Raw genomic sequence first — 19508 nt, forward strand, 5'->3', positions numbered from 1 at the left:
GACCCACTACCACTTCGAATAGGGAATGCCGTTCAATCCGATTCCCTTGTTTCGGGAATACACATCGAAAACATCGTTGCCGGGACTCGGTTCTTCCGCCGGGCTCTCGTAGCTCCGGAGTCCCCAGGTCTCCGCCGCAGGCACGGATGGATCTGGATGTAACGGATCGCGCGGGAGGCGGCGCAAGTAGATAATGCGCTTCTTCTTCTGACTCGTCTGATCGACGACTCCCTCCGTAAGGTCCTTCAGCGATTTCGGATACCCGGAATCCGTCGTACCCTTGGCAATGCGTCCGGCATCGAAATCTCGCCGGTGGACGTCGATCGCCTCGCGGATCTGCAGCAGCGACTGTCTGAGTTCTTGCTCTTTGCTGCGCTGCGAGACGAGGCTGGCAAGGGGCATGGCGGCCGAAGCCAGCACTCCGACGATCGCCACAGTCATGACCATCTCCACCAGCGTAAAGCCCCGCTCTGCTCGGATTCGCTCGTTCATGGAGCCTGTCCCGCGCTTTCTGTTCCTTCAGCCGGAATCGGCTCATTTTTAGCCGGAACTTCTTTAGCCGGAACCTCTGAGGCATCTTCGGCGGCGCCTTTTTTCGTTCCTTCCGAGTCCGTAGCAGGGGGAGACTCATTTCGAGCCGGGCTTTCAGGAGGACTTCCAGCCGCGGGAGGCACAGTGACTGCCTTACGGCCGTTGGCTCTCTTCCCGCCAACCGGGACTGTGGCAGAAGTCGGCTCATTTTGGGCTGCGCCCTCGGAAGGATTTCCAACAACGGCAGGCCCCACCGTCACAGCAGCAGGCAGCCCGGCGGTCCCCCTCGTGTCCACGATGGCCCTGCGCTCGTTGTCACCGATCTTGACCGTCAAGGGATTGCCTCGCGAGCTTTCTGTGCCGTACAAAATTTCCGACGACGCACTATTGGGGCGCTTGCCGTGTCGGATGACATGGGGTGTGATCGACAACGCAATTTCCACTTTATTCTTATCACTCTTGTTAGACGAGAAGAGCCGCCCGAGGACCGGAAAACTACTGAGCCCCGGCACCTTGCTGGCCGTCTCACGTTCAGCGTCGCTGATCAGCCCTGCCAGGATTTGGGTTTCGCCATCCCGCAATCGCAACACGGTCGAGGCCGACCGCGTGCCGACCTGATAGGACAAGCTTGTCCCCTGCTGGACCTCTTTGACAATGTTACTGATTTCCAGGTTTATCTTCATGGACACTTCGTCGTCCCGATAGATTGTCGGCTCCACATCGAATTTCAACCCGATATCGAGGTACGTCACACTGCCGGTCACCACACTGCCGGTTCCGCCGATGATCGGCGTCACCGCGTTTGTGAAGACAGGAACACGTTCTCCGATGTGAACCTTGGCCTTTTCGTAATTCCTCGCTCTGATCCGCGGGCTGGAGAGGATATTGACATTGGAGTCTTCCCTTTTAAGATTAATTGTCGCTGCGAGACTCGATATACCTGTGTGCGGCCGATCGAATATGAGACTCTGGAGTGTCTGGACCGCCGCAGTTCCTGTGGCCCCGACGGGGCCGAGAATGTTGAGGTTGACCTGGTTGGGATACTTGATACCGATCTCTTGCAGCTTTGAGCGCGCGATCTCCACGATATCCACTTCCATCATGACTTCCGAATCCTCCAGGTCGAGTGAAAGGAGGAGCTTCTCGGCCATGCGGACCACCTCCGGCGTATCCCTCATCACGAGCAACCTCGCATGCTCGTCGATGAACAGGGACTTGGTGTCCAGCATCACCTTCAGCAGGCTCATCGCCTGCTTCGGGTCCGCGTTCGTGAGGTGGAAGGATTTGACCATCTGCTCTTCGTAGCGCCGGCGTTTGTCCGGCGTGTCGGGATAAATCAAGAGGATGTTATCGGCCAAGATTTTCTTCTCCAGTGTATGCTGGGCGAGCACCATGTCCAGCGCCGACTCGATCAGCATATCCTTGACAAAAATGTTCGTCTTGGCATCGCTCTTCACGTCTTTGTCGAGCACGAAATTGATACCGCTGGTGCGCGAGAGCGCCTCGAAGACCATGCCCAACGGGGACTCGCGGAACTGCAGCACAGCGATTCGATCCGCCTTCAAGAGCAACTTCGGCTTGACCGGCTCGGGAGGCGGGCTTTGCGAGAGAATACGGTCCAGCATCTGTTTCGCTTCGAAGTTGCTCGGGTCTGTGCCCAAGATATGCTCCAGTTGCGCCTGAGCTTCCTTGAGCTCATTGTGGTCGATCAGATCCTTGGCCATTCGGATCTCGAGCTGGTTCATTTCCGCATTCTTTGTCGACTCAAGGCCTGCCATCGCTTGCTCATTGGCTTTATCCAGTTCCAGCACATGCTCATAGATCCGGCGAGCCCCCGCGAAGTCCGAAGCAAGGCGGGCTGCATCCGCTTCCTGAAGAACGCGCTGGACGACATATTTTCGCGTCATGCGCAACTGGGTCTTCATAAATGCGCTATCCGGGTCTTTTCGCACCGCGTCCTCGATCTTAGCCAGCCCGACATCCAAACGCCCGGCGTTGATGTCCGACATCCCCTCGTTGAATAGCTGGGTGGCGCTGCAGCCGGCGAGCCAACTCGCGAGGAACGCACAGCCGAGTATGCGTGTCCAGAACGTGCCACGAGTAGAGAGTGTCATGTTGCAGACCCCATGCTAATGGTTTGCTTGCGATCCAACGGCAGGTAGGTGAAGTTCAGTTGCCCCCCCTCCTCGCCGTCGATGGAATACAGGGAGTCGAGGGTTTCTCCGACCTCAACGGTGTACAGTTTGTTATCCTTGATCAGAAAATAGATCGTCTGCCCGGACGGGTGCCGCTGGACTCCGGCAAATTTGAACGGGAAGGGCGGAGTCGGAATCACGACAGGCGGCGGCAGGTCTACCACGATCGGTTCAGCCGGCATGTCTGGGATCAGCTCAACGATCACAGAACTTGGCGGCAGAGAGCGATGCGGGGTCGCGGATTGCGATCCGGCCTTTTTTGATTTCCCCTTCGCGCGGGGCTCGTCCTGTTGAGAAGGGGAAGAAGATAATGGGGACGAGCTCTCCTTTCTCATGCCGTCTGGAAACATATCGTACACACCCTTCCCGGTCACTCGCTGATTTAACTTGCTGAGATCGAGACCGAGATTCCCCTGAGGACTTGCCGTCTGGCTGCCTGCGGACCCGACGGCAGCCTCCAGGAGGATCACCAGGATGGAAGCGAGCATCACGTATGTTGACGCGGAGGCAACCATCAGCTGTCTCTCCGTAAAAATAGCGTGAAGCTGACCGTCGTCTTTGCCTGAGCACCGCCCATCATATTCTTCTCAACATCCACCTTTGCGAGAGCCGCACTGGGAACCTCGGCCAGCACCGCCCTCAGGAACTGGCGTACGTTTGGATAGGGGCCAACCAATGGCAACGCGGCTTCATAGCGAATCAGACGGCCTGAATGGTCGTCGATCACATGATAATGGCCGGCCTGTAACACCAGACGCTGCTTTTCCGCCAATTGATTGATCTTCCGCAACGTCTCCGGGACTTCCTTGGCGGGAGGGAAAATGGCATAGAAGTCAGACAGTTGTTCTTTGGGAGTGCGGGGAGCCACAGCAGGGGCTGCACCAGGTCTCTGGACACGCACCAGAGATGCATCGAGTTCTTCCAATATCTGCGCCTGTTCTGCCTCCATGGTGAGTACGGCAGACAGGTACAACATCACCGCAAATGCGCAGAGGCCCAGGCCGACAGTGCCCGAAACACCCAATCGCTGCACCCACAGCTTGAGAGCCCATCCCATGTGCGCCACTGACGGCACAGGTCGCTTGGTCTTGGAACGCTGTCCCAAGAGTGTAGGAACCCACCTGGGCTGCGCTCCAGACAGCTGGTCTCGTGTGGCTTCTTTGAGAGACGTCATCCGACCGGCCAGGATCTCGATCCAATGAATCGGCAGCCGGCGTAGAACGCGAGCCTTCCGGGCCTGCGGCGCAGGGTCGGTGGCTGCCGATGCAGCCCCTGTCGATCTAAGGAAGCCGCCGAAGTTCATGTTCGCACTCTCCACTCTGCCACGATAGAAAACCGCACCGGCTTCCCGTGATCCTTGTCTTCCCTCTGGTGGCGGCTGAGATAGGCATGATCGATGATCTCGAATTCCGTCAACTGCGTCACGAAGTCCAACAACACATCGAAGTCGGCCGATCGTCCATCGATCACCACTCGCTGCTCGCCGACGTCCGGATGGATGGCCATGAGGGCGATTTGATCGCTGTGCCGGCCCCACACCTCTTCTACCGCGATGAAGAGCGGATCCCACGGAATGGTGAGTTGTCCCAACACGGTTTGGGATTCCTTGATGTCGGCGCGAAACGTCTTGAGCTCCTCCGTCAACTTTTCCTTTCCCACGCGCTCCCGGCCCGTCTGTTGCCTGACTTCCTCGATTTTCTCCATCACAAGGGCAGTTTCTTCCGAGAGATACCAGTAGTACGATCCGGTCACCGTGACGAGAAACAGGCCGAAGCCCAGCCAGGCAGCTCCCTGTCTGGTCCACCACACTGCCCGGTTGGTATAGTCGAGTCTTAAAGGATGCATGAGAAATGGCTCGCCTCCTCAACCACCTGAGGGCATACGTCAGGCGCCCTCTTCCTGTTGCTGTTGCGATCGTGTTCAACAAGAAATCTCACGGGAAGTCCCAGGGACGTCGACTCGGTTCCCACACGGGAAGGCGCCAAGAGATACAGGGCGCCGGCCGCGGCGGACTCCTCGCCGATCAGTTGCTCCCTCGAAAGCCAGAGAGAGAGTTCCGATGCCCAGTCGCCCTGTGTCCGCCAACGCCTCAGCGCAACCCAGCGGTCGCGGCCCAGGAGGGCTCCGCACAGCATGCCGCTCTCGACAGTCACAAACCACTGAACCTCTTCCCGAAAGTGCTGCTGCCAACGGTTGAACGATGCCATGAGCAGCGGTTCCACACTCAAGAGCTTCATGTGGCTCGCCGCCGCCGCCAGGGACACCCGGGTCACGAGAGACTCGTCCAGCGCGCTGGCGACATGAGATTCGCCGGGCCTGTTGAGGCTCATCCGGATCGCCCAGTTCTTGGCAACCGGACCATGGGTCACAGCAAAGTGGCGCCGGGCGAGCACCAGATGCTCCTTCTCGTTGCTCAAGTCGTCGCTCCAGGGCACCAGAACATAGCGTACGAAATGGTTGGAGAGGATGATCCGGAGTGACGCTCCCCGCCACTGGGGATTGGCCTTTAGGTGGCTCTCCAGCGCGGCGGCAGCCGACTCCCAACCGGCGGAACCCTCGGACGAGCCGGACACAGGGACTGTGATCGTCGTCATCGGTGCCGGGCGCAAGCCGCGGGGCCTGTGCCCCACCAGCAACCGGTCCGGGCCCAGGAAGATGCTGACCTGGTCAGCCCACAAAGGTAACACGGTTGATCTCCTCCAACGTGGTGATGCCGTGACGAACGAGATCCATGGCAGAGTCCCGGAGAAAACGAGTACCGGTTGCCCGCGCCGTATCTTTGATCCGGCGGATTGGTTCTTTCGCGATGATCTGCTCGCGGATCTCGTCGGTGAGCAACAGCACCTCTGCGATGGCCCTGCGCCCTTTGTATCCGGTGCCGTAACAGTCTTTGCATCCGCGGCCGGTTTGAAAGTTGAAGCCCGCTGTCTCCGCGTCGGCCAGCCGTGACGCGGCCAGAAGTTTGCTGTCAGGACGGTAGGGCTCGATGCAATGGGGACAGAGGATGCGCAAGAGACGTTGTGCGATGACCCCGTTCAACGCCGAGACGAAATTATAGGGCTCCACGCCCATGTGGATGAAGCGCCCGATAATGTCCAGCACGTTGTTGGCATGGACCGTCGCCAAGACCAGGTGTCCTGTGAGCGCTGACTGGACGGCAATCTGAGCGGTTTCCGAATCCCGGATTTCCCCAACCATGATCTTGTCCGGGTCATGGCGCAGGATCGAACGCAGGCCGCGGGAGAAGGTCAAGCCCTTCTTTTCGTTGACGGGAATCTGCAGTATCCCCGGCAGCTGATATTCCACCGGATCTTCGATCGTGATGATTTTGTCCTTGCCCTGGTTCAGCTCATTGAGCACGGCGTAGAGAGAGGTCGTTTTCCCGCTCCCGGTCGGGCCTGTGACCAACATCAAGCCGTAGGGCTCGGAGGCAAGCCCGCGGATCTGGGTGACCGTCCGCTCGTCGAAACCGATCATATCCAGCCGGAGCCCCTGACTCTGCTGCGATAAAGACTGCTTGTCCAGAATACGAATCACCGAGTCCTCTCCATGGATGCTGGGCATCACCGACACCCGGAAATCCACCGCGCGGCCCAGGACGGCCAGCTTGAAGCGTCCGTCTTGGGGAATCCGGCGTTCCGAGATGTCCAGTTCCGACATCACCTTGATGCGAGAGATCGCCTGCTCGGCCATTTCCTTCCCCTCCACCACCTTTACTTTCAAGAGCACCCCGTCGATGCGATACTTGATCGTGAGGTCCGAGGTTCCCGCTTCAAGATGGATGTCGCTGGCGCCGAGCTTGAACGCATCATAGATCGTCGAATGCACCAGCTTGACCACGGGGCTGGTCCCCTCACTGATCGATTTGATCGAGAGATCCTCGATAGCCTCGGACACCCGGCGCCGCTCCGGATCGAGCTCGAGGACGTCATCCATCGCGCGGGCTCCTGCCTCATACTTTGCAAACATCGCCAGCAGCGTGACACGATGGACCAGGACCCACCGAGCGGATTCCCGTAGCTGTTCATTCGCCCAGGCCTGTCTGGCCGGATCGAACGGATCGCAAAACGCCACACAGAGCAGGCCCTGTTCGTCGTGGAACGGCAGGCATTCATGCGCGACCGTCTCGGGATAGGAAATCCTGCTGAAATCCGCCTCGCAGGCTTGGAGGGCCTCATGGCTCAAAAACGGGTAGTGCAGGGTCGCGGCCAGTTTCTCGGCAAACTCGTCGTGGTTCAGCTGAAACTGATCGTCCAGCGCCTCGATCACCCGCCGCTTCGCGCGAACAGCATCGGCCTTGGCGAGCGCCAGTTCGCCAAGCGAGAACACATCCTTGGCGCCGATGGCCTGTTCAGTCCGGCTCATTGGATACTCCCGGCGAGTTCGAACATAGGGAAATACATGAGGAGCACGATCGTGCCAATCACGAGGCCGATGGCAGCCATCAGAGCAGGCTCGATCAGTTTCGTCACCCAGTCCAGCGCGCGAGCGATGTCTTCGTCGTAGAAGACCGCGATCCGTTCCATCATCTCGCCCATCTGGCCCGTCCGCTCTCCGACACGCAACATACGATGGGCGACCGGAGTGGTCAGACCGTGCGATTCCATCGCCTGGGAGATCGACTTCCCTTCACGAAGATCCCGCACCGCCGCTTCAAGTGGCCCGCGCAAGGAGAGGGGAAGAATGCCGGAGACCATCCCGATGGCGGCCACGATCGGGATACCACCCTTCACCAGCATGCCCAACGTGCGATAGAAGCGCGCCAGATCGAATATTTGGAGCCGGCTCCCGATCGCGGGGATCGACCGAAGCTGTGAAAGGATCCGTGCTTTGACTGCCGGCAGCGTGAGTCCGAAGGCGGAGGCGATCCCAGCCAACAGCAGGCAGCCCATAACCAGGAGCCCCTGCTCCTCCATCACCTTCCCCCACTCCAGCAAGAGCTGCGACAAGAACGGAAGATCCTTGCCTGCATCCTCATAGATGCGGCTGAACTTGGGCACCACATACATCAACAAAAACAGCATCACGAGTCCACCGACGACGAGCAGCACGACCGGATAGATCGAGGCACTCACGAGTTTTTTGCGAACCAGCTCCAGTTGCACCTGGTAGGCGATGTATCGGGACAGGGCCTCGCGGAGATCGCCGGTTCTCTCGCTCGCGCGAATCGTCGCGACATAAAGCGCAGGAAAGCTGGAGGGCAACTGTTCGACCGACGAGGAGAAGGTGAGCCCTTCTCGCAGTTTGGCCAGAATCTGTTCCAGCACCTGCTTCAAATCCGGATGGCGCTCTTTTTCCCGAAGCGTCTCGAGCGCTTCGACCAACGACAGGCCGGCCCCCAGCAGGGCGATCAGCTCTTGACTGAACAGGGTCAGGGGGAAATTCGTCCGTCGTTTGAGATAGGCAGCCAACCCAGCCCGCTTCGAATGGAGCGTCAGCACCTCGTAGCCCAGCCGCTCGACCTGCCGGCGAGCATCGTCGGCATCGACGGAGTCGATGTTCAGCTCCACCACCGTATCCAGCGACTGCATGGCCTTGACGTGGTACTGCATGGTCCTCTACCAGTTCGTGATGTCTTCGTTATCGACCGTTCCACCAGGCTGCGCATCTTTGCCGAACGACCAGAGATCGAACTCGCTATGTTCCCCGGGGAATTTATACGAATAGGGACGGCCCCAGGGATCCGTAGGAAGGGCTTTCTTCAGGTAGGGCCCGGCCCATTTCGCCTCATCCGCCGGTTTGACCATGAGGGCGGCCAATCCCTGTTCGGTCGAGGGATAGTGGCCGACGTCCAGACGATATTGATCGAGGGCTTGCTCCACCGCAGTCAGTTGGGCGCGGGCCGTCTTCGCCTCTGATTTGCCGATTTGCGAAAAGTATCGAGGCCCGACGAATCCGGCGAGTAAACCGATAATCACCATCACGACAAGCAGTTCCAGAAGGGTAAATCCCCCCTCCTTCTTGCGATCGGACAGGGCAAGGCGCCCGGGACAGCGTAGATGTGGCGTAGCGATTTCCATAGTGGCTCCTTTGAGTGATGTGGTCCTATGTTCCTTATCAACCGTTTGAACGAAGTCCCCTGGCCTCCAGTGATCTGGTAATAGGCTGATAAGCGATAGTATGGGGGGTCGGGAAATCGCACAATACCCTCTCTGGTAGGGCAAAGCCCCTTCGTTCGAGGGACCGGACAGGCAACAAAAGTAGGGGATAGGACGTACGACTGCTGAGAATGGGGGGGGGCTAATTTCGAGTTTCGAGTTATCGGATTGATCTAAACCTAGAACCTAGAAACCCGAAACTTCCCTGCCGTTTCGGCTGATTCGGAGCACCGTCATAGCAATCTGCCGGGGATCCATGAGGGCCGGCAGGGACGACCACCGGTTCGTCGTATCGTTCCCGACAATGACGACCCCGGCATGTTGCGTCTTGTCTGCATCGACAGCCGGATCAAGGTCATACAGGCCCAGCTTCCAGCGCAGCTTCTCGATCTCCGCCTCATCCCCTGTCAGGAAATACCACCCTGGGAATTGCCCGAAGCGAGCGGCATACTCTTTCAGCGTCTTCGGCCTGTCTACCGCCGGGTCCAGAGAGATCGAGAGCAGAAACAGATCACGCCCGATCCGGTCTCCCAGCAGCCCGTGCACCAACGCAAGATTCGCTGTGGTCGGACTACAACTCTTCTCACAGCTCGTGTAGATGAAGTTGACGAGGACCGTTTTCCCCTTCACCAAGTCGTCATAGAAACGAACCGACCGGCCTTCTTGCGTCAACAGGAAGATGTTGGGGAAGACAGGGATAGGCGCCGTGAGATCCTCGCGCGCGTCATGGCCTGCGTCGGGAGGCCGGATCGGCGCACAGGCGCAGGCGAGCCAAAGTCCTGCGCAGGCCATGATGATCCAGGCTCCCGGCAACCGGCGGACAGCCCGCATGCTCACGATTGATTGCCCCTCTTGTTCATATCGAACTCGCACTCAGGGAAGCCGACACCTCTTCCGTTGACTCGATCTAGATCCCCCGCGACGTCGAAGTAGATGCGCTGCTCTTCTTCCAATTCAGTGCAATCGGGAACGACTCCGGATACCTCCGGATCAATTCTGGCTTCCCCATCGAGCAGGCTGCGCTGCCCGAATGGCCTGGGGTCATGGAACCCCATCATGCGCATGTCCTCGTGCTCAACATTATGGCAATGGAAAGAAAAGGGACCGGTGAAGGTGCGGAACTTGATCAACACCTTCGCTATTTCACCCCCGTGCAGGTTGACCAAATCGCTGTTAAACGACCGCTCGAACGGAGGTGTCTTCCCATTGAGACTCTTGATCTGAAACCCCTCAAGATGCGTATGAAACGGGTGCCACCAGCCGCCTCCACCATTTTCAAAGGTCCACTGTTCGGTGGTGCCAAGCTCGGGGACCGCATCCGCTCGTCTCGGATTGAAGAACCGATTGTTGATCGTCCAGGCCCCCAGTGAACGGTCCGACACGAAGGTCCGAGCTGCGACAACATCATTGTCGGAAATCGGCGCCCACTGATCTCGAATGACCGTGCCGTCATCGATGATGACATCGTTGGCCACCGGAGCCCCGGTGACGACAAACTTCATCAGCTGGGTCGGTTTGTTGGGGTCCACCCCATCCCCCTTGCGCCCGCTGGTTTGAATCATGATGTTCTCGAGAAACACCTCGTCAGGCGCGTTTCTGAAGTCGATGACCACATCATGGCGTTGGCCGCTGGCCAGTTCGAAGTTCTTCACCAGACCGGCCCTGGGGAAGAGCCAACTGTCGGCCCCGAATACGAGAAAGGGCTGGCCGCTGCTCAGCCGCAATTGATAGACCCGCGCGTTCGAAGCGTTCAGGATTCGAAAACGGTACTTACGCCGCTGCACTTGCAAAAACGGCTGCACCGTCCCGTTGACCGTAAACACATCGCCCAGGCGGCCATCGTGGTTGAAGAAATCGTAGAACAGCGTCCCGTCCGCGTTGAACCGTTGATCGGTCAGGGCCAGCCCGATATCGAACCCTTGAAACGTATCAGGCAGGACCCGGTCCTCGATCAACTGTTCTTCCCGCTCGTCGAACATGAGGTAAAACCCTGCCAGGCCCCGGCTCACGTTGAACCCGGTGATATCCATCGCATGGTCGTGGTACCACAGTGTGGAGGGAGTCCAGGTCGGATCGAATGCACCTGTACAAATGCCCGCCCGCCGATCCGGTTGGGTCACACGCGGTTCAATGTTGGGCCAGTAATAGTCTCGCGCCTCGCCTGCCAAGACATAGAAGTCAGGAGCGCCGTCCGCATGGGCCGGAACGTGGGAGCCGTGAAGATGGACTGACGCCTCGATATCGTGGCCGGTCGTGTTGATGGGTGAGCGATCTTTTGTGCGGTGGTTTTCGAAGCGGGCCACCACCGGTTCCCGGAAACGCGCCAGGAAGGTCGGGCCAGGTGTTCGCCCCGGACCTCCTGCAAAGATGTCTCGATAGGCGAAAATCGGCGTGTCGACTCCCGGAAAGAACGACTGGACTGTCTCTTCGATGGCGATACGATATTCTTTCTCATGGGTATGGCTGGAGAAGCGGTTCCAGTCCGGGCAGGGAAAACCGGGAACCCGACCGTCAAACTCCGGGGCGATACCATGAGCCACATCGTCGAACCGTCCGTGGGGCACAGAGGGCCTCCCGCTTGGCCCCCCTGGGCGCGGATACTGGCCCGGCGCTGGTGAGAGAGTCCCACGCGGCCGGGACTGGGCAATCGAGGGGATAAACAGCGGTTGTGAAAATGGCCTGTAGCCGAAGACTGTTCCGCTCCTGCTGCTGCCGGAAGAAGAAGGGCCGCTCTTGGCTAAGGCTTCCCCTGGTCCGTTCAGGAAGGGAATCGGAAGCCGCCCCTGGCCGAGCGTGAAGGCGCCAAGGGTTGCGAGGCTATATTTGACGAGATTTCGTCGGTTGATGGGTTGGGACATGATGGTTCTCCGTGGTTTCGAGTTGCAGGTTGCAAGTAGCAAGTGGCGAGTAGCAAGTAGCCCGATCGATCAGAAGCTCAAAACATGAACCCCAAAACTTCTCCACGGGTCACGCTCCGCGCCTCACGCCTTACGTTTCACGTCTCACGCTTCACGGACAGGTAGGAGCGCCTCCGGATGTCCCGACTCCGAGACAGCTGACCCCGAAATCAGGAGTAAACAGACTGTTTCCATTCACTTCCAGTCGTTCGATCGACGCGTTCATCGGTCTATTGGAATTGTCGGGGATAGAGTTCAGTACTGTAACCGACGGGCCTCCGACCTTTATAGTTACCGTGTAGTAAAAAGCCGTGACCCCGTGACTACCGGTATAGCCTGCAATGGCAAAGGTGGTGTCACTGGTCCCCCTGTTGATCAGGGTCACGCCCAAAAATGTGAACTCCGGTTGATTAAGTCTCGGCAGTCCATGACTGTCTATGGTCACCGTCGAGTCCCCTCGCACGATGATGGCCGAGCCACTTAAAGTCGAGAATGCATTTGGACCTTCATTGGTCCAGATGCCTGGCTGCGTGACGTTGTAGCCACCCCTTGTGAGATCGTCAAATCCAAAAGTCACGCCACTTGCCGCCGTAGCCTGGTTCACGTTGATGGTGAAGGTCTGGATGGTTGCCAGACTAACGCTGCTGTTGTCTTGCGCCTGCACAGTCACAACATTCGGCCCGACCTGACCCGCCGCCGCGGTCCAACTGATCACCCCCGTGCTGTCGATGGTCACCCCGGCTGGAATCGGCGCCACCAGGCTATAGGTCAGCGTATCGCCGTTCGCATCCGTGGCAATTACGGTCGTGGTATAAGTCGTTTGCACAAATGCCGGTGGTAGCACAGTCGGGGTAATGAAGACTGGTGCAGCCGGCGCGACGGTCGCCGCCACCTTCACAGTGAAGGACTGGCTAGCCGCGAGGCTGCCGTCCGACACCTGCACGCTCACTGGGTTGTCACCTACCTGGGCCACTGGTGTCCAGGCAATCAGGCCCGATACCGGATCGATGCTCATGCCGAACGGGGCCGGTTCCACCAGGCTATAGGTCAGCGTATCGCCGTTCGCATCGGTGGCATTCACGTCGTAGCTGTATGCCACACCCTGAGTCCCTACCAGGGTCGGTGTTGAAGTGATGACAGGGGCTGCGTTGGTCGCCACATGCGTCGCTGTCAGGATTCCGTTCGCTAACTCGCCATCAACAGACAGCTTGACACCCTCGACAATCTCATCGATCGTGCCGCCTCGAAACTCCGTGCTTGGAGTCGTTTGCACATGGGCTGTCCCGATAAAGAAATTTCCAGGACCTACAACCTGGGTCACGAATCCTTCCACCTCGAACTCGTCCGCCTGCTGCACAACCTGATTCTCAGGCTCGATCTTCGTCGCAATAAGGGTCGTCGTTGCGGAATCAAAGTTCGTTCCCTTCACCTCAACAAAGAGTCCGTTCCAGGCATTGCCGGTCGGATTCGGCATGTCGATTGTGATCGTATTGTTGTCATAAACAACGTTTAACACGCCGATCTGGAAGGTCTTGGTACCAGCATCGTGGTTCTTTGCAAAACCCCTCACCTCAGGCGTGACAGTCCCTACAGCCTTTTTCTCGATGAAGGTCGCCTGGATCTCGCCGGTCGGCCTGATATACCCGTTCACCTCGACAGAGTCTTTCCCCACCAAGAGACTCAGAATGTTTTGTCCTGAAATATTGCTGTCGATCAACGTGCCGCGATCCACCAGGACCGTCCGGCCCATCACCACCAGACTTGATCCATCGGCGGCGATTGACTGCACCAAGCCTTCCACTGCATCCTTCTGCACCAACGTGCCGGCTACCCACTTGTTGCCGTCGAAGGAACCAGTGACCGTGACCGTCATCCCCTGCTTGAGCCCGCATGTCGTGGTGGGATTGACAGTGCACCGCTCTGTGATGCCGTCATGCCGCACTTCTACATCATTCGCCTCGAACCTCTTGCCGTTCACAAACACACTGCCGAATCCGGTAACCGTGCCTGAGGCCGCGGCAGATCCGCTGGTGCTGCCTGTTGCTGGACTCGACGACCCCCCGCCGCCGCAGCCGCTGAGCAATCCGACTAAGCCAACTGCACCGAGAAAACTGAACAGCATCGATGACCGTTGCATGGAATGACCCTCTGGTGAATGCATCCATCTAGCGCTGGCACAAGATACAGTTCCTATTCAAGGGGGGGCTATACCACAAAAGAAGGGGTAGTGTTATTGCTGTGATTGTGGCGCTACGTCGAGGTGGGAAGGTCCGGCCAGCCGCGCCATTCTGTTGTCCAGATAGGCCAGTAGGTCTCCCACGTCCGCCTCCGACAGGCCCAGGTTTGGCATCACGACGCCGGGGAACTTTGCTGAGAGCGCCACAGCGATCGGATCCTTCTTCGCCCGCATCACATTGGGCGCTTGAAGAAACTCAGAGAGCCAGGCTCGATCTCTACGAGTGGTCACGCCCTGAAGATCCGGCCCGACAAGATCGCCCTGGCCGATTGTGTGACAGGAGGAACAGGCCTTGATAAAGAGGGCTTGGCCCGGCTGGTTCACATAGGGGACCGGCGACATATCGGCGTAGGCGGTTCCTGGGGCATTCCCCTTCTTAGCGCGGAAAGCAGGATCCATATTCAGCATCACCAGGGCAAGCTGCCCGGTATCCTGAAACAGGGAGGTGCGCTCCCAATCATCGGTCGCGCCGTTTCCCGCCATCGCATCGTTTTTGTGATCCGATAAACCCTTTCCGCGCTCTCCGAGTTTGTAGCGGGCGACGGCGATATCTTCCGGCTTGCCGGTCAGAAACAGCCAGCCTGGCCCTGCGTGAAAGGCCTTGGCATGCTGCCTCAGCACCGCCGGCGTGTCATGTTCCGGATCGAGCGTGATCGAGTAGAGAAAGATGTCGCGCCCCACATGGTCTCCCAAGGCCTTCTGCAACTGCGCCATACGGGCCGTCACGAGGGGACAGACTTCTTTGCAACTGGCATAGATGAAGTTGATCAGGACGATCTTGTTCTTGATCAAGTCGTCGTACAGCCGGACGGTCTGCCCGTCCTGGGTCACAAGCGGCACATTCGGGATGTAGGATGCGCCCCAGTTCCCGGCCGACACAGGAGCGGCGAAAAGCGTTGCGCAGAAAATCCAGAGGAGCAGCGCACGGATCGTGAAGCGTGATGCGTGAAGCGTAAAGCGCGAAACCTGAGACGTGACGCGTGAGGCGTGAAGCGTGAAACGCGGGGGAGTTGCGAGTTGCATGTCTCGAGTTTCTAGTGTTGTTCGGGGACTGGGCCAGGCGCCTGCCAGAGGCAGGTGCCTGGCCCTTCAATCCGGCAACTTTCTACTTGCCACTTACTACTCGCTACTTACTATTTCTACGCCGCCACCGACACGAAGAAGCTCTGTTCGGTCGTGAGGCCAGCGGTGTCACTCGCTCGCACCCGGATCCGGATACTCCCCGCCACTGTCGGCGTCCAGGTGACAACGCCCGTTGTCGCGTGGACGAAGAAATTATTGGGGTTGCCGCCCCCCGCACGGTAGGTGATGGCGTCGCCGTTGGCGTCCGTGGCATGCACCGTATAGTTGTAGGGCACTCCCACCTTGCCGGTGGTAGGCGGCCGCGAGTCGATGACCGGCGCCGCATTGCCAGCCACGGTCACCGTGAATGCCTGCTGGGCAAACAGGCCGCCCGGATCCGTCACTCGCACCGTCACAGGAAACGATCCGTTCACCGTGGGCGTCCAACTGATCAGCCCTGTCGCCTGGTTGATCGTCATGCCGGCTGGAATCGGCGCCACCAGCCGATAGGTCAGGGTGCCACCGTTGGCGTCCGTGGCGTTCACATCGTAGCGATAGGCAGTGCCGACCTTCGCCGTCAGTATCGGCGTCGAGGTGATCACCGGCGCGACTGCCGTCAGCCCCACCGTGAGGGTAAAGGACTGGGTCGCGAAGAGGGATTTCGGGTCCGCCACCCGGACAGTCACCTGATTGGCACCCATCTGATCCGATGTCGGCGTCCAGGTGATTTGCCCTGTCGCCCCATTGATGCCCATCCCAACCGGCGCATTGTCCAGGCTGTAGGTCAAGGTATCGCCATTCGCATCCGTGGCATTCACATCGTAGCTGTACACCGCCCCCACCGTCGCTGCCAGGATCGGTGTGGAGCTGATGACCGGCGCGGCCGAAACCGTCACCTGGTTCCCTAATGGATTGCCCTCGACCAACACATCCGGCGTCATATAGGTGCAACCGTCCGGCGTAGGAATTGGCGTCGGAATAATGTCCGCATGCAGGTTCGAGGATTTGGGATTGTCCTTATCCGTCAGGACCTGGTAGCGCATCAACAGGGCAAAGTCTTCGTGGACCGTATTGTGGCAATGGTTCACGTAGGCGCCGCCATATTCCCCGAAGCGCACCTGGAACTTGACCGACCCACTGGGCCGGAGCCGCCAGACATCCTTGCGAACCAGGCTCTCTGTGGCTGGGATGGAATCGTTGCCGCGATTCATCGTCACGCCCTCTTCGAAGTGGAGGTGGATCGGATGGTCCCAGCCTCCGCCGCCGTTCTGATAGGTCCAGTGCTCGACCTCCCCCGGTTTCGGGATCAAGAGCGAGATACGATTGGCATTCATCGAATGAGGCGTCTCCCCGTTGACCTTGATGGTCCAGGGAAAGGGCATGTCCTCGGGGCAATCAGGATTGCACTGTCCCGTGATGGGATCCCGCGAATCCCCGTTCCCGCTTCTCCCAAACTCGACATGGCGCTCGCGCACCGGTGCCACGATCGGAATCTGCTCGGTCAAGGTCGAGGGCACCCGGCTCGGATCTTGGTCGCTTGCGCGATGGATGTGGCCCGGCACATCCACGCTCTCGAGCTCGCTCACAATCTGGAATTGCATCACAGGGCCAACGGCCGGGTCCACCAGCGGATCCGGAGACTGCCACTGAGCCAGGGCCTGCGCCAGCGACAGGGCCCCGTCCGGTTTATTCCCGCTGATTTGCTTCAACAGATTCACCAGGGTGATCTTGTCGCCGATCTGGTAGCGGGAGAAATCCACGACAATGTCGTAGCGCTCCGCCGTGCCCTGCTGATCCAGCCGCGTCAGGGTGATCGGACGGACCGTGAAGTTCCCGTCGTTGGCAATGAATTGGAACGGGACGAAGTTGCCGTCCTCATCTGCCAAGGCCAACTGAATGAACCGCGACATGGAGCCATTGATGAGGCGGAATCGATACTTTCTTGGCAAGACCTCCATGTAAGGCTGCCAGGCCTGGTTGACAGTCAACAGATCGCCCACGAACCCCTCGGTGGTGAAGATGTCAAATCGACATTGGGCGTCCTGATCCGTCCCCAGATCGGCGATGAAGAGGTTCACGTCGAAATCGAGGTTCCCATAATCCAGCAGGCTGCCGCTGGGAAGCCGGAGATTCACACCGTCGTCGAGCGTTTCGTTGCCGCGATCCGGCCCGCTGTAGTAGTTCATCATCGCCGCCATCCCCTTGTAGACATTCTCGGCGGTGAAGAAGAACCGGTGGTCATGGAACCAGAGCGTGCCTTGTAGCTCGCGCCAGTCGCCCGGCACCTGGATCAATCCGCCTTGTCCATCAGGGCCGGAGGCGCGACGATCTGTCGCATCCCGATTGATCATGTCGTGGCGCGCCAGGGTTGTGCCCCAATGGTAGTCGTAGAAGGTTCCGGGGAAGTGAAAGGCGTTGGAGGCGCCGTCGCTCTCCGCCCCGTTATGCGCATTGTGGAAATGTGTCGAGGGCTCATTGCGGCCGAACCCGCCGTTGTTGGTGCGGTCCACTGGCAGATTGTTGTAGGCCCGCATGATGATGGGCTCCCCATAGCGCCCCTTCAGGAGAGGGATCGGGAAGTGGCCCTTTGCTCCAAACCCTTCGAAACTGTACATGGGCCACATCTTGTTCGCTTCCTGGTCCGGCCAGGCCGGGTGGAACTTGGTCCCAGTGGCACATTCGCCAAACGCCAGGGCGTAGCCGACTTGCGGAAAAAACTCCTTCCAGCGCTGATGCCCGAACCACTCACCGGGCGGGCGTCCTTCCATGGGGCCCCGCTTGGTGACGGGGTTGATAAAGGGGTTCGACGAGGTATTGCCGGCCTGGTGCGCGCTGAAGTCCGTGTGCCAGGAGAGCCGCTTCGCGGTCGGATCTCCTCCGCTGGGCCAAGCCGCCTCCCACTCGCCGTTCGGCCGTACGATTTTCGTCAGGGGCGTCGGCGGAACATAGGAGAGCCGATTCAAGGGCTGCGCAAAGGGCAACGCACTCCCGACCGGCGATCGCGGAACGCCGGTCGGAACCTGGGCGAAGGCGCTTTTGGCAAAGGGGCTTAAGCCGTTCTTGGCCAATAACAATCCTGCCGAGGTGATGAGTCCCCACTTGATCAGATCCCGCCGGTTGATCTGGCCATGGGAGAGCGCTTTGACAATCTCCCAGCGGTTGTTCCGCGCGTTTTCTGCTTCTCGCACACGTCTCTTCGATGCATCAGGCGGTAAATATGTTGCCATGAAATCCCCCCTCCTTAGTTGAGGGACGTCTGCTCAGCCGGCCAAAGAGCGAACATCGCCATGAAGATGAATGATGAAACCAGTTACTCTTTCTCTCGTTTGGTCTATCTCGCCAGGTGGTTTGTTTGGTTGATTTGGTTTGTTTGGTTTCTTTCGTGCTTCGGACCAAACCAAATAAACCAGATCAACCAACCAGCCAGGCCCGCCTCAGACGTACAGACAAGTAAAAGGTAACTAAGTTTTCAGTAAAAGTTGATTAAAGTTACCCCGGGTGCACAATAGAACTCCGTACGACGCGATGCCTACTCCGCAGAGGTAGGGGGCACCCCCTACGAAATAGTTATTGACAGCTGATGTTGCAAAAGTCCGCCAAATGGCCTGGCTCAGCTGTTTGCGGCATTGCCTGCCCTTGTTCTCAGCCGCAATGTCCGGGAAGGTTACGGCGCAGGTTGAGGTTGAGATAACAAATTCCAGACGGAGGCCAGCGAAAGAAAAAGCGGGAATAGTGATGATGAACGGGGCACGGTGAAGCGTGAGGCGTGAGAAAGGCAGGTTGGGGCTTTACGGTACGGAACGACGGTGCTACCATGTGAGTACATTATGAGACCTGTTACGGAGGTGTGGGCATGATCAAAAAGCTGACGAAGCACGGCAACAGTCTGGCCCTTGTGCTCGATCGCGGAGTCCTGGATCTCTTGGAGATCAATGCAGACACTCCTCTCAACATCAAAACAGACGGGAAATGTCTCATCGTGACACCGGCTCAGACTCCCGCGCGGCGGAAAAGGTTTCAAGCGGCGTTGGTAAAGGTGAATCGACAGTACGGTCCAGCGCTGAAAAAGCTGGCGGAGTAGAGGATGAATTTACAATTCTTGACCCTCGATGAGGTCATGGAGATCCATCGCGATCAGATTGAACGATACGGCGGTACGCTTGGGGTTCGCGATGTTGCGCTTCTACAGTCAGCTCTGGCGGCGCCCCAGTCCGGGTTTGGCGATCAGTATCTTCACGGCGATCTCTTCGAGATGGCATCGGCCTATCTCTTTCACGTGGTGCAGAACCATCCGTTTCTCGACGGAAATAAACGTGTCGGGACAGCCGCAGCGCTCACATTCCTGGAACTGAACGGGGTGGAGACTAAGATCCCCTACCATGCTCTTGTGGCCACGGTGCTCGCCGTCGCCCAGGGGGAAACAGAAAAGTCCGCCATCGCAGACTTCCTCCGAGAACATACCAAGTCATAGCTCGCCGGCGTTACATCC

General features: G+C 58.6%; 16 protein-coding genes. 2 read left to right on the plus strand and 14 right to left on the minus strand.

Going from position 1 to position 19508, the window contains the following annotated elements; translation table 11 throughout:
* Positions 1-6: 6 nt before the first annotated feature.
* From HZB34_01755 to HZB34_01820, 14 genes are all read right to left on the minus strand, one after another.
* Positions 7-492: a type II secretion system protein gene (locus HZB34_01755; GenBank protein MBI5314679.1), complete on the minus strand. Its 486-nt coding sequence runs from the start codon at positions 490-492 to the stop codon at positions 7-9.
* The gene (locus HZB34_01760; protein ID MBI5314680.1) at positions 489-2645 is read right to left on the minus strand and encodes a general secretion pathway protein GspD; all 2157 of its coding nucleotides are present in this window, start codon (positions 2643-2645) and stop codon (positions 489-491) included. Before HZB34_01760 ends, HZB34_01755 begins: the two co-directional genes overlap by 4 nt.
* Positions 2642-3241, minus strand: a complete 600-nt coding sequence (locus HZB34_01765; protein ID MBI5314681.1) for a hypothetical protein — start codon at positions 3239-3241, stop codon at positions 2642-2644. Before HZB34_01765 ends, HZB34_01760 begins: the two co-directional genes overlap by 4 nt.
* Entirely contained in the window at positions 3241-4029 is a 789-nt protein-coding gene (locus HZB34_01770; GenBank protein MBI5314682.1) for a hypothetical protein, read from the minus strand. The genes HZB34_01765 and HZB34_01770 overlap by 1 nt, the downstream gene beginning before the upstream one ends.
* Positions 4026-4571, minus strand: a complete 546-nt coding sequence (locus HZB34_01775; GenBank protein ID MBI5314683.1) for a hypothetical protein — start codon at positions 4569-4571, stop codon at positions 4026-4028. The genes HZB34_01770 and HZB34_01775 overlap by 4 nt, the downstream gene beginning before the upstream one ends.
* Positions 4559-5413, minus strand: a complete 855-nt coding sequence (locus tag HZB34_01780; protein MBI5314684.1) for a hypothetical protein — start codon at positions 5411-5413, stop codon at positions 4559-4561. The genes HZB34_01775 and HZB34_01780 overlap by 13 nt, the downstream gene beginning before the upstream one ends.
* Entirely contained in the window at positions 5394-7091 is a 1698-nt protein-coding gene (locus HZB34_01785; protein ID MBI5314685.1) for a type II/IV secretion system protein, read from the minus strand. Before HZB34_01785 ends, HZB34_01780 begins: the two co-directional genes overlap by 20 nt.
* Positions 7088-8278: a type II secretion system F family protein gene (locus HZB34_01790; protein ID MBI5314686.1), complete on the minus strand. Its 1191-nt coding sequence runs from the start codon at positions 8276-8278 to the stop codon at positions 7088-7090. The genes HZB34_01785 and HZB34_01790 overlap by 4 nt, the downstream gene beginning before the upstream one ends.
* Positions 8279-8284: 6 nt before the next feature.
* Complete coding sequence (gene gspG, locus HZB34_01795; protein MBI5314687.1) at positions 8285-8746, minus strand: type II secretion system major pseudopilin GspG; 462 nt, start codon at positions 8744-8746, stop codon at positions 8285-8287.
* Between the two features lie 264 nt (positions 8747-9010).
* A complete protein-coding gene (locus HZB34_01800; protein MBI5314688.1) occupies positions 9011-9661 on the minus strand; it encodes an SCO family protein in 651 nt (216 codons plus the stop codon).
* Positions 9658-11682: a multicopper oxidase family protein gene (locus tag HZB34_01805; GenBank protein ID MBI5314689.1), complete on the minus strand. Its 2025-nt coding sequence runs from the start codon at positions 11680-11682 to the stop codon at positions 9658-9660. Before HZB34_01805 ends, HZB34_01800 begins: the two co-directional genes overlap by 4 nt.
* A gap of 151 nt (positions 11683-11833) precedes the next feature.
* On the minus strand, positions 11834-13858 hold the full coding sequence (locus HZB34_01810) for a putative Ig domain-containing protein (protein ID MBI5314690.1): 2025 nt from the start codon (positions 13856-13858) through the stop codon (positions 11834-11836).
* A 93-nt stretch (positions 13859-13951) separates the two neighbouring features.
* Positions 13952-14980 (minus strand): SCO family protein, encoded by a 1029-nt coding sequence (locus HZB34_01815; GenBank protein ID MBI5314691.1) that lies wholly within the window; start codon positions 14978-14980, stop codon positions 13952-13954.
* Positions 14981-15096: 116 nt separating this feature from the next.
* Positions 15097-18246, minus strand: coding sequence for a putative Ig domain-containing protein (locus HZB34_01820; GenBank protein MBI5314692.1), 3150 nt, complete (start codon positions 18244-18246; stop codon positions 15097-15099).
* Between the two features lie 626 nt (positions 18247-18872).
* Between HZB34_01820 and HZB34_01825 the strand changes: the two genes are divergently transcribed.
* A complete protein-coding gene (locus tag HZB34_01825) occupies positions 18873-19100 on the plus strand; it encodes an AbrB/MazE/SpoVT family DNA-binding domain-containing protein (protein ID MBI5314693.1) in 228 nt (75 codons plus the stop codon).
* Positions 19101-19103: 3 nt separating this feature from the next.
* Positions 19104-19490, plus strand: a complete 387-nt coding sequence (locus HZB34_01830) for a type II toxin-antitoxin system death-on-curing family toxin (protein ID MBI5314694.1) — start codon at positions 19104-19106, stop codon at positions 19488-19490.
* Positions 19491-19508: the final 18 nt, after the last annotated feature.

The organism is Nitrospirota bacterium (assembly GCA_016219645.1).
In the GTDB taxonomy this organism is placed as follows: domain Bacteria; phylum Nitrospirota; class Nitrospiria; order Nitrospirales; family Nitrospiraceae; genus Palsa-1315.

What these genes read in the sequence shown, in the direction of transcription:
- HZB34_01755 (MBI5314679.1), bottom strand. Translation starts at nt 492, where the DNA reads ATGAACGAGCGAATCCGAGCAGAGCGGGGCTTTACGCTGGTGGAGATG.
- HZB34_01760 (MBI5314680.1), bottom strand. Translation starts at nt 2,645, where the DNA reads ATGACACTCTCTACTCGTGGCACGTTCTGGACACGCATACTCGGCTGT.
- HZB34_01765 (MBI5314681.1), bottom strand. Translation starts at nt 3,241, where the DNA reads ATGGTTGCCTCCGCGTCAACATACGTGATGCTCGCTTCCATCCTGGTG.
- HZB34_01770 (MBI5314682.1), bottom strand. Translation starts at nt 4,029, where the DNA reads ATGAACTTCGGCGGCTTCCTTAGATCGACAGGGGCTGCATCGGCAGCC.
- HZB34_01775 (MBI5314683.1), bottom strand. Translation starts at nt 4,571, where the DNA reads ATGCATCCTTTAAGACTCGACTATACCAACCGGGCAGTGTGGTGGACC.
- HZB34_01785 (MBI5314685.1), bottom strand. Translation starts at nt 7,091, where the DNA reads ATGAGCCGGACTGAACAGGCCATCGGCGCCAAGGATGTGTTCTCGCTT.
- HZB34_01790 (MBI5314686.1), bottom strand. Translation starts at nt 8,278, where the DNA reads ATGCAGTACCACGTCAAGGCCATGCAGTCGCTGGATACGGTGGTGGAG.
- gspG (MBI5314687.1), bottom strand. Translation starts at nt 8,746, where the DNA reads ATGGAAATCGCTACGCCACATCTACGCTGTCCCGGGCGCCTTGCCCTG.
- HZB34_01805 (MBI5314689.1), bottom strand. Translation starts at nt 11,682, where the DNA reads ATGTCCCAACCCATCAACCGACGAAATCTCGTCAAATATAGCCTCGCA.
- HZB34_01810 (MBI5314690.1), bottom strand. Translation starts at nt 13,858, where the DNA reads ATGCAACGGTCATCGATGCTGTTCAGTTTTCTCGGTGCAGTTGGCTTA.
- HZB34_01815 (MBI5314691.1), bottom strand. Translation starts at nt 14,980, where the DNA reads ATGCAACTCGCAACTCCCCCGCGTTTCACGCTTCACGCCTCACGCGTC.
- HZB34_01820 (MBI5314692.1), bottom strand. Translation starts at nt 18,246, where the DNA reads ATGGCAACATATTTACCGCCTGATGCATCGAAGAGACGTGTGCGAGAA.
- HZB34_01825 (MBI5314693.1), top strand. Translation starts at nt 18,873, where the DNA reads ATGATCAAAAAGCTGACGAAGCACGGCAACAGTCTGGCCCTTGTGCTC.
- HZB34_01830 (MBI5314694.1), top strand. Translation starts at nt 19,104, where the DNA reads ATGAATTTACAATTCTTGACCCTCGATGAGGTCATGGAGATCCATCGC.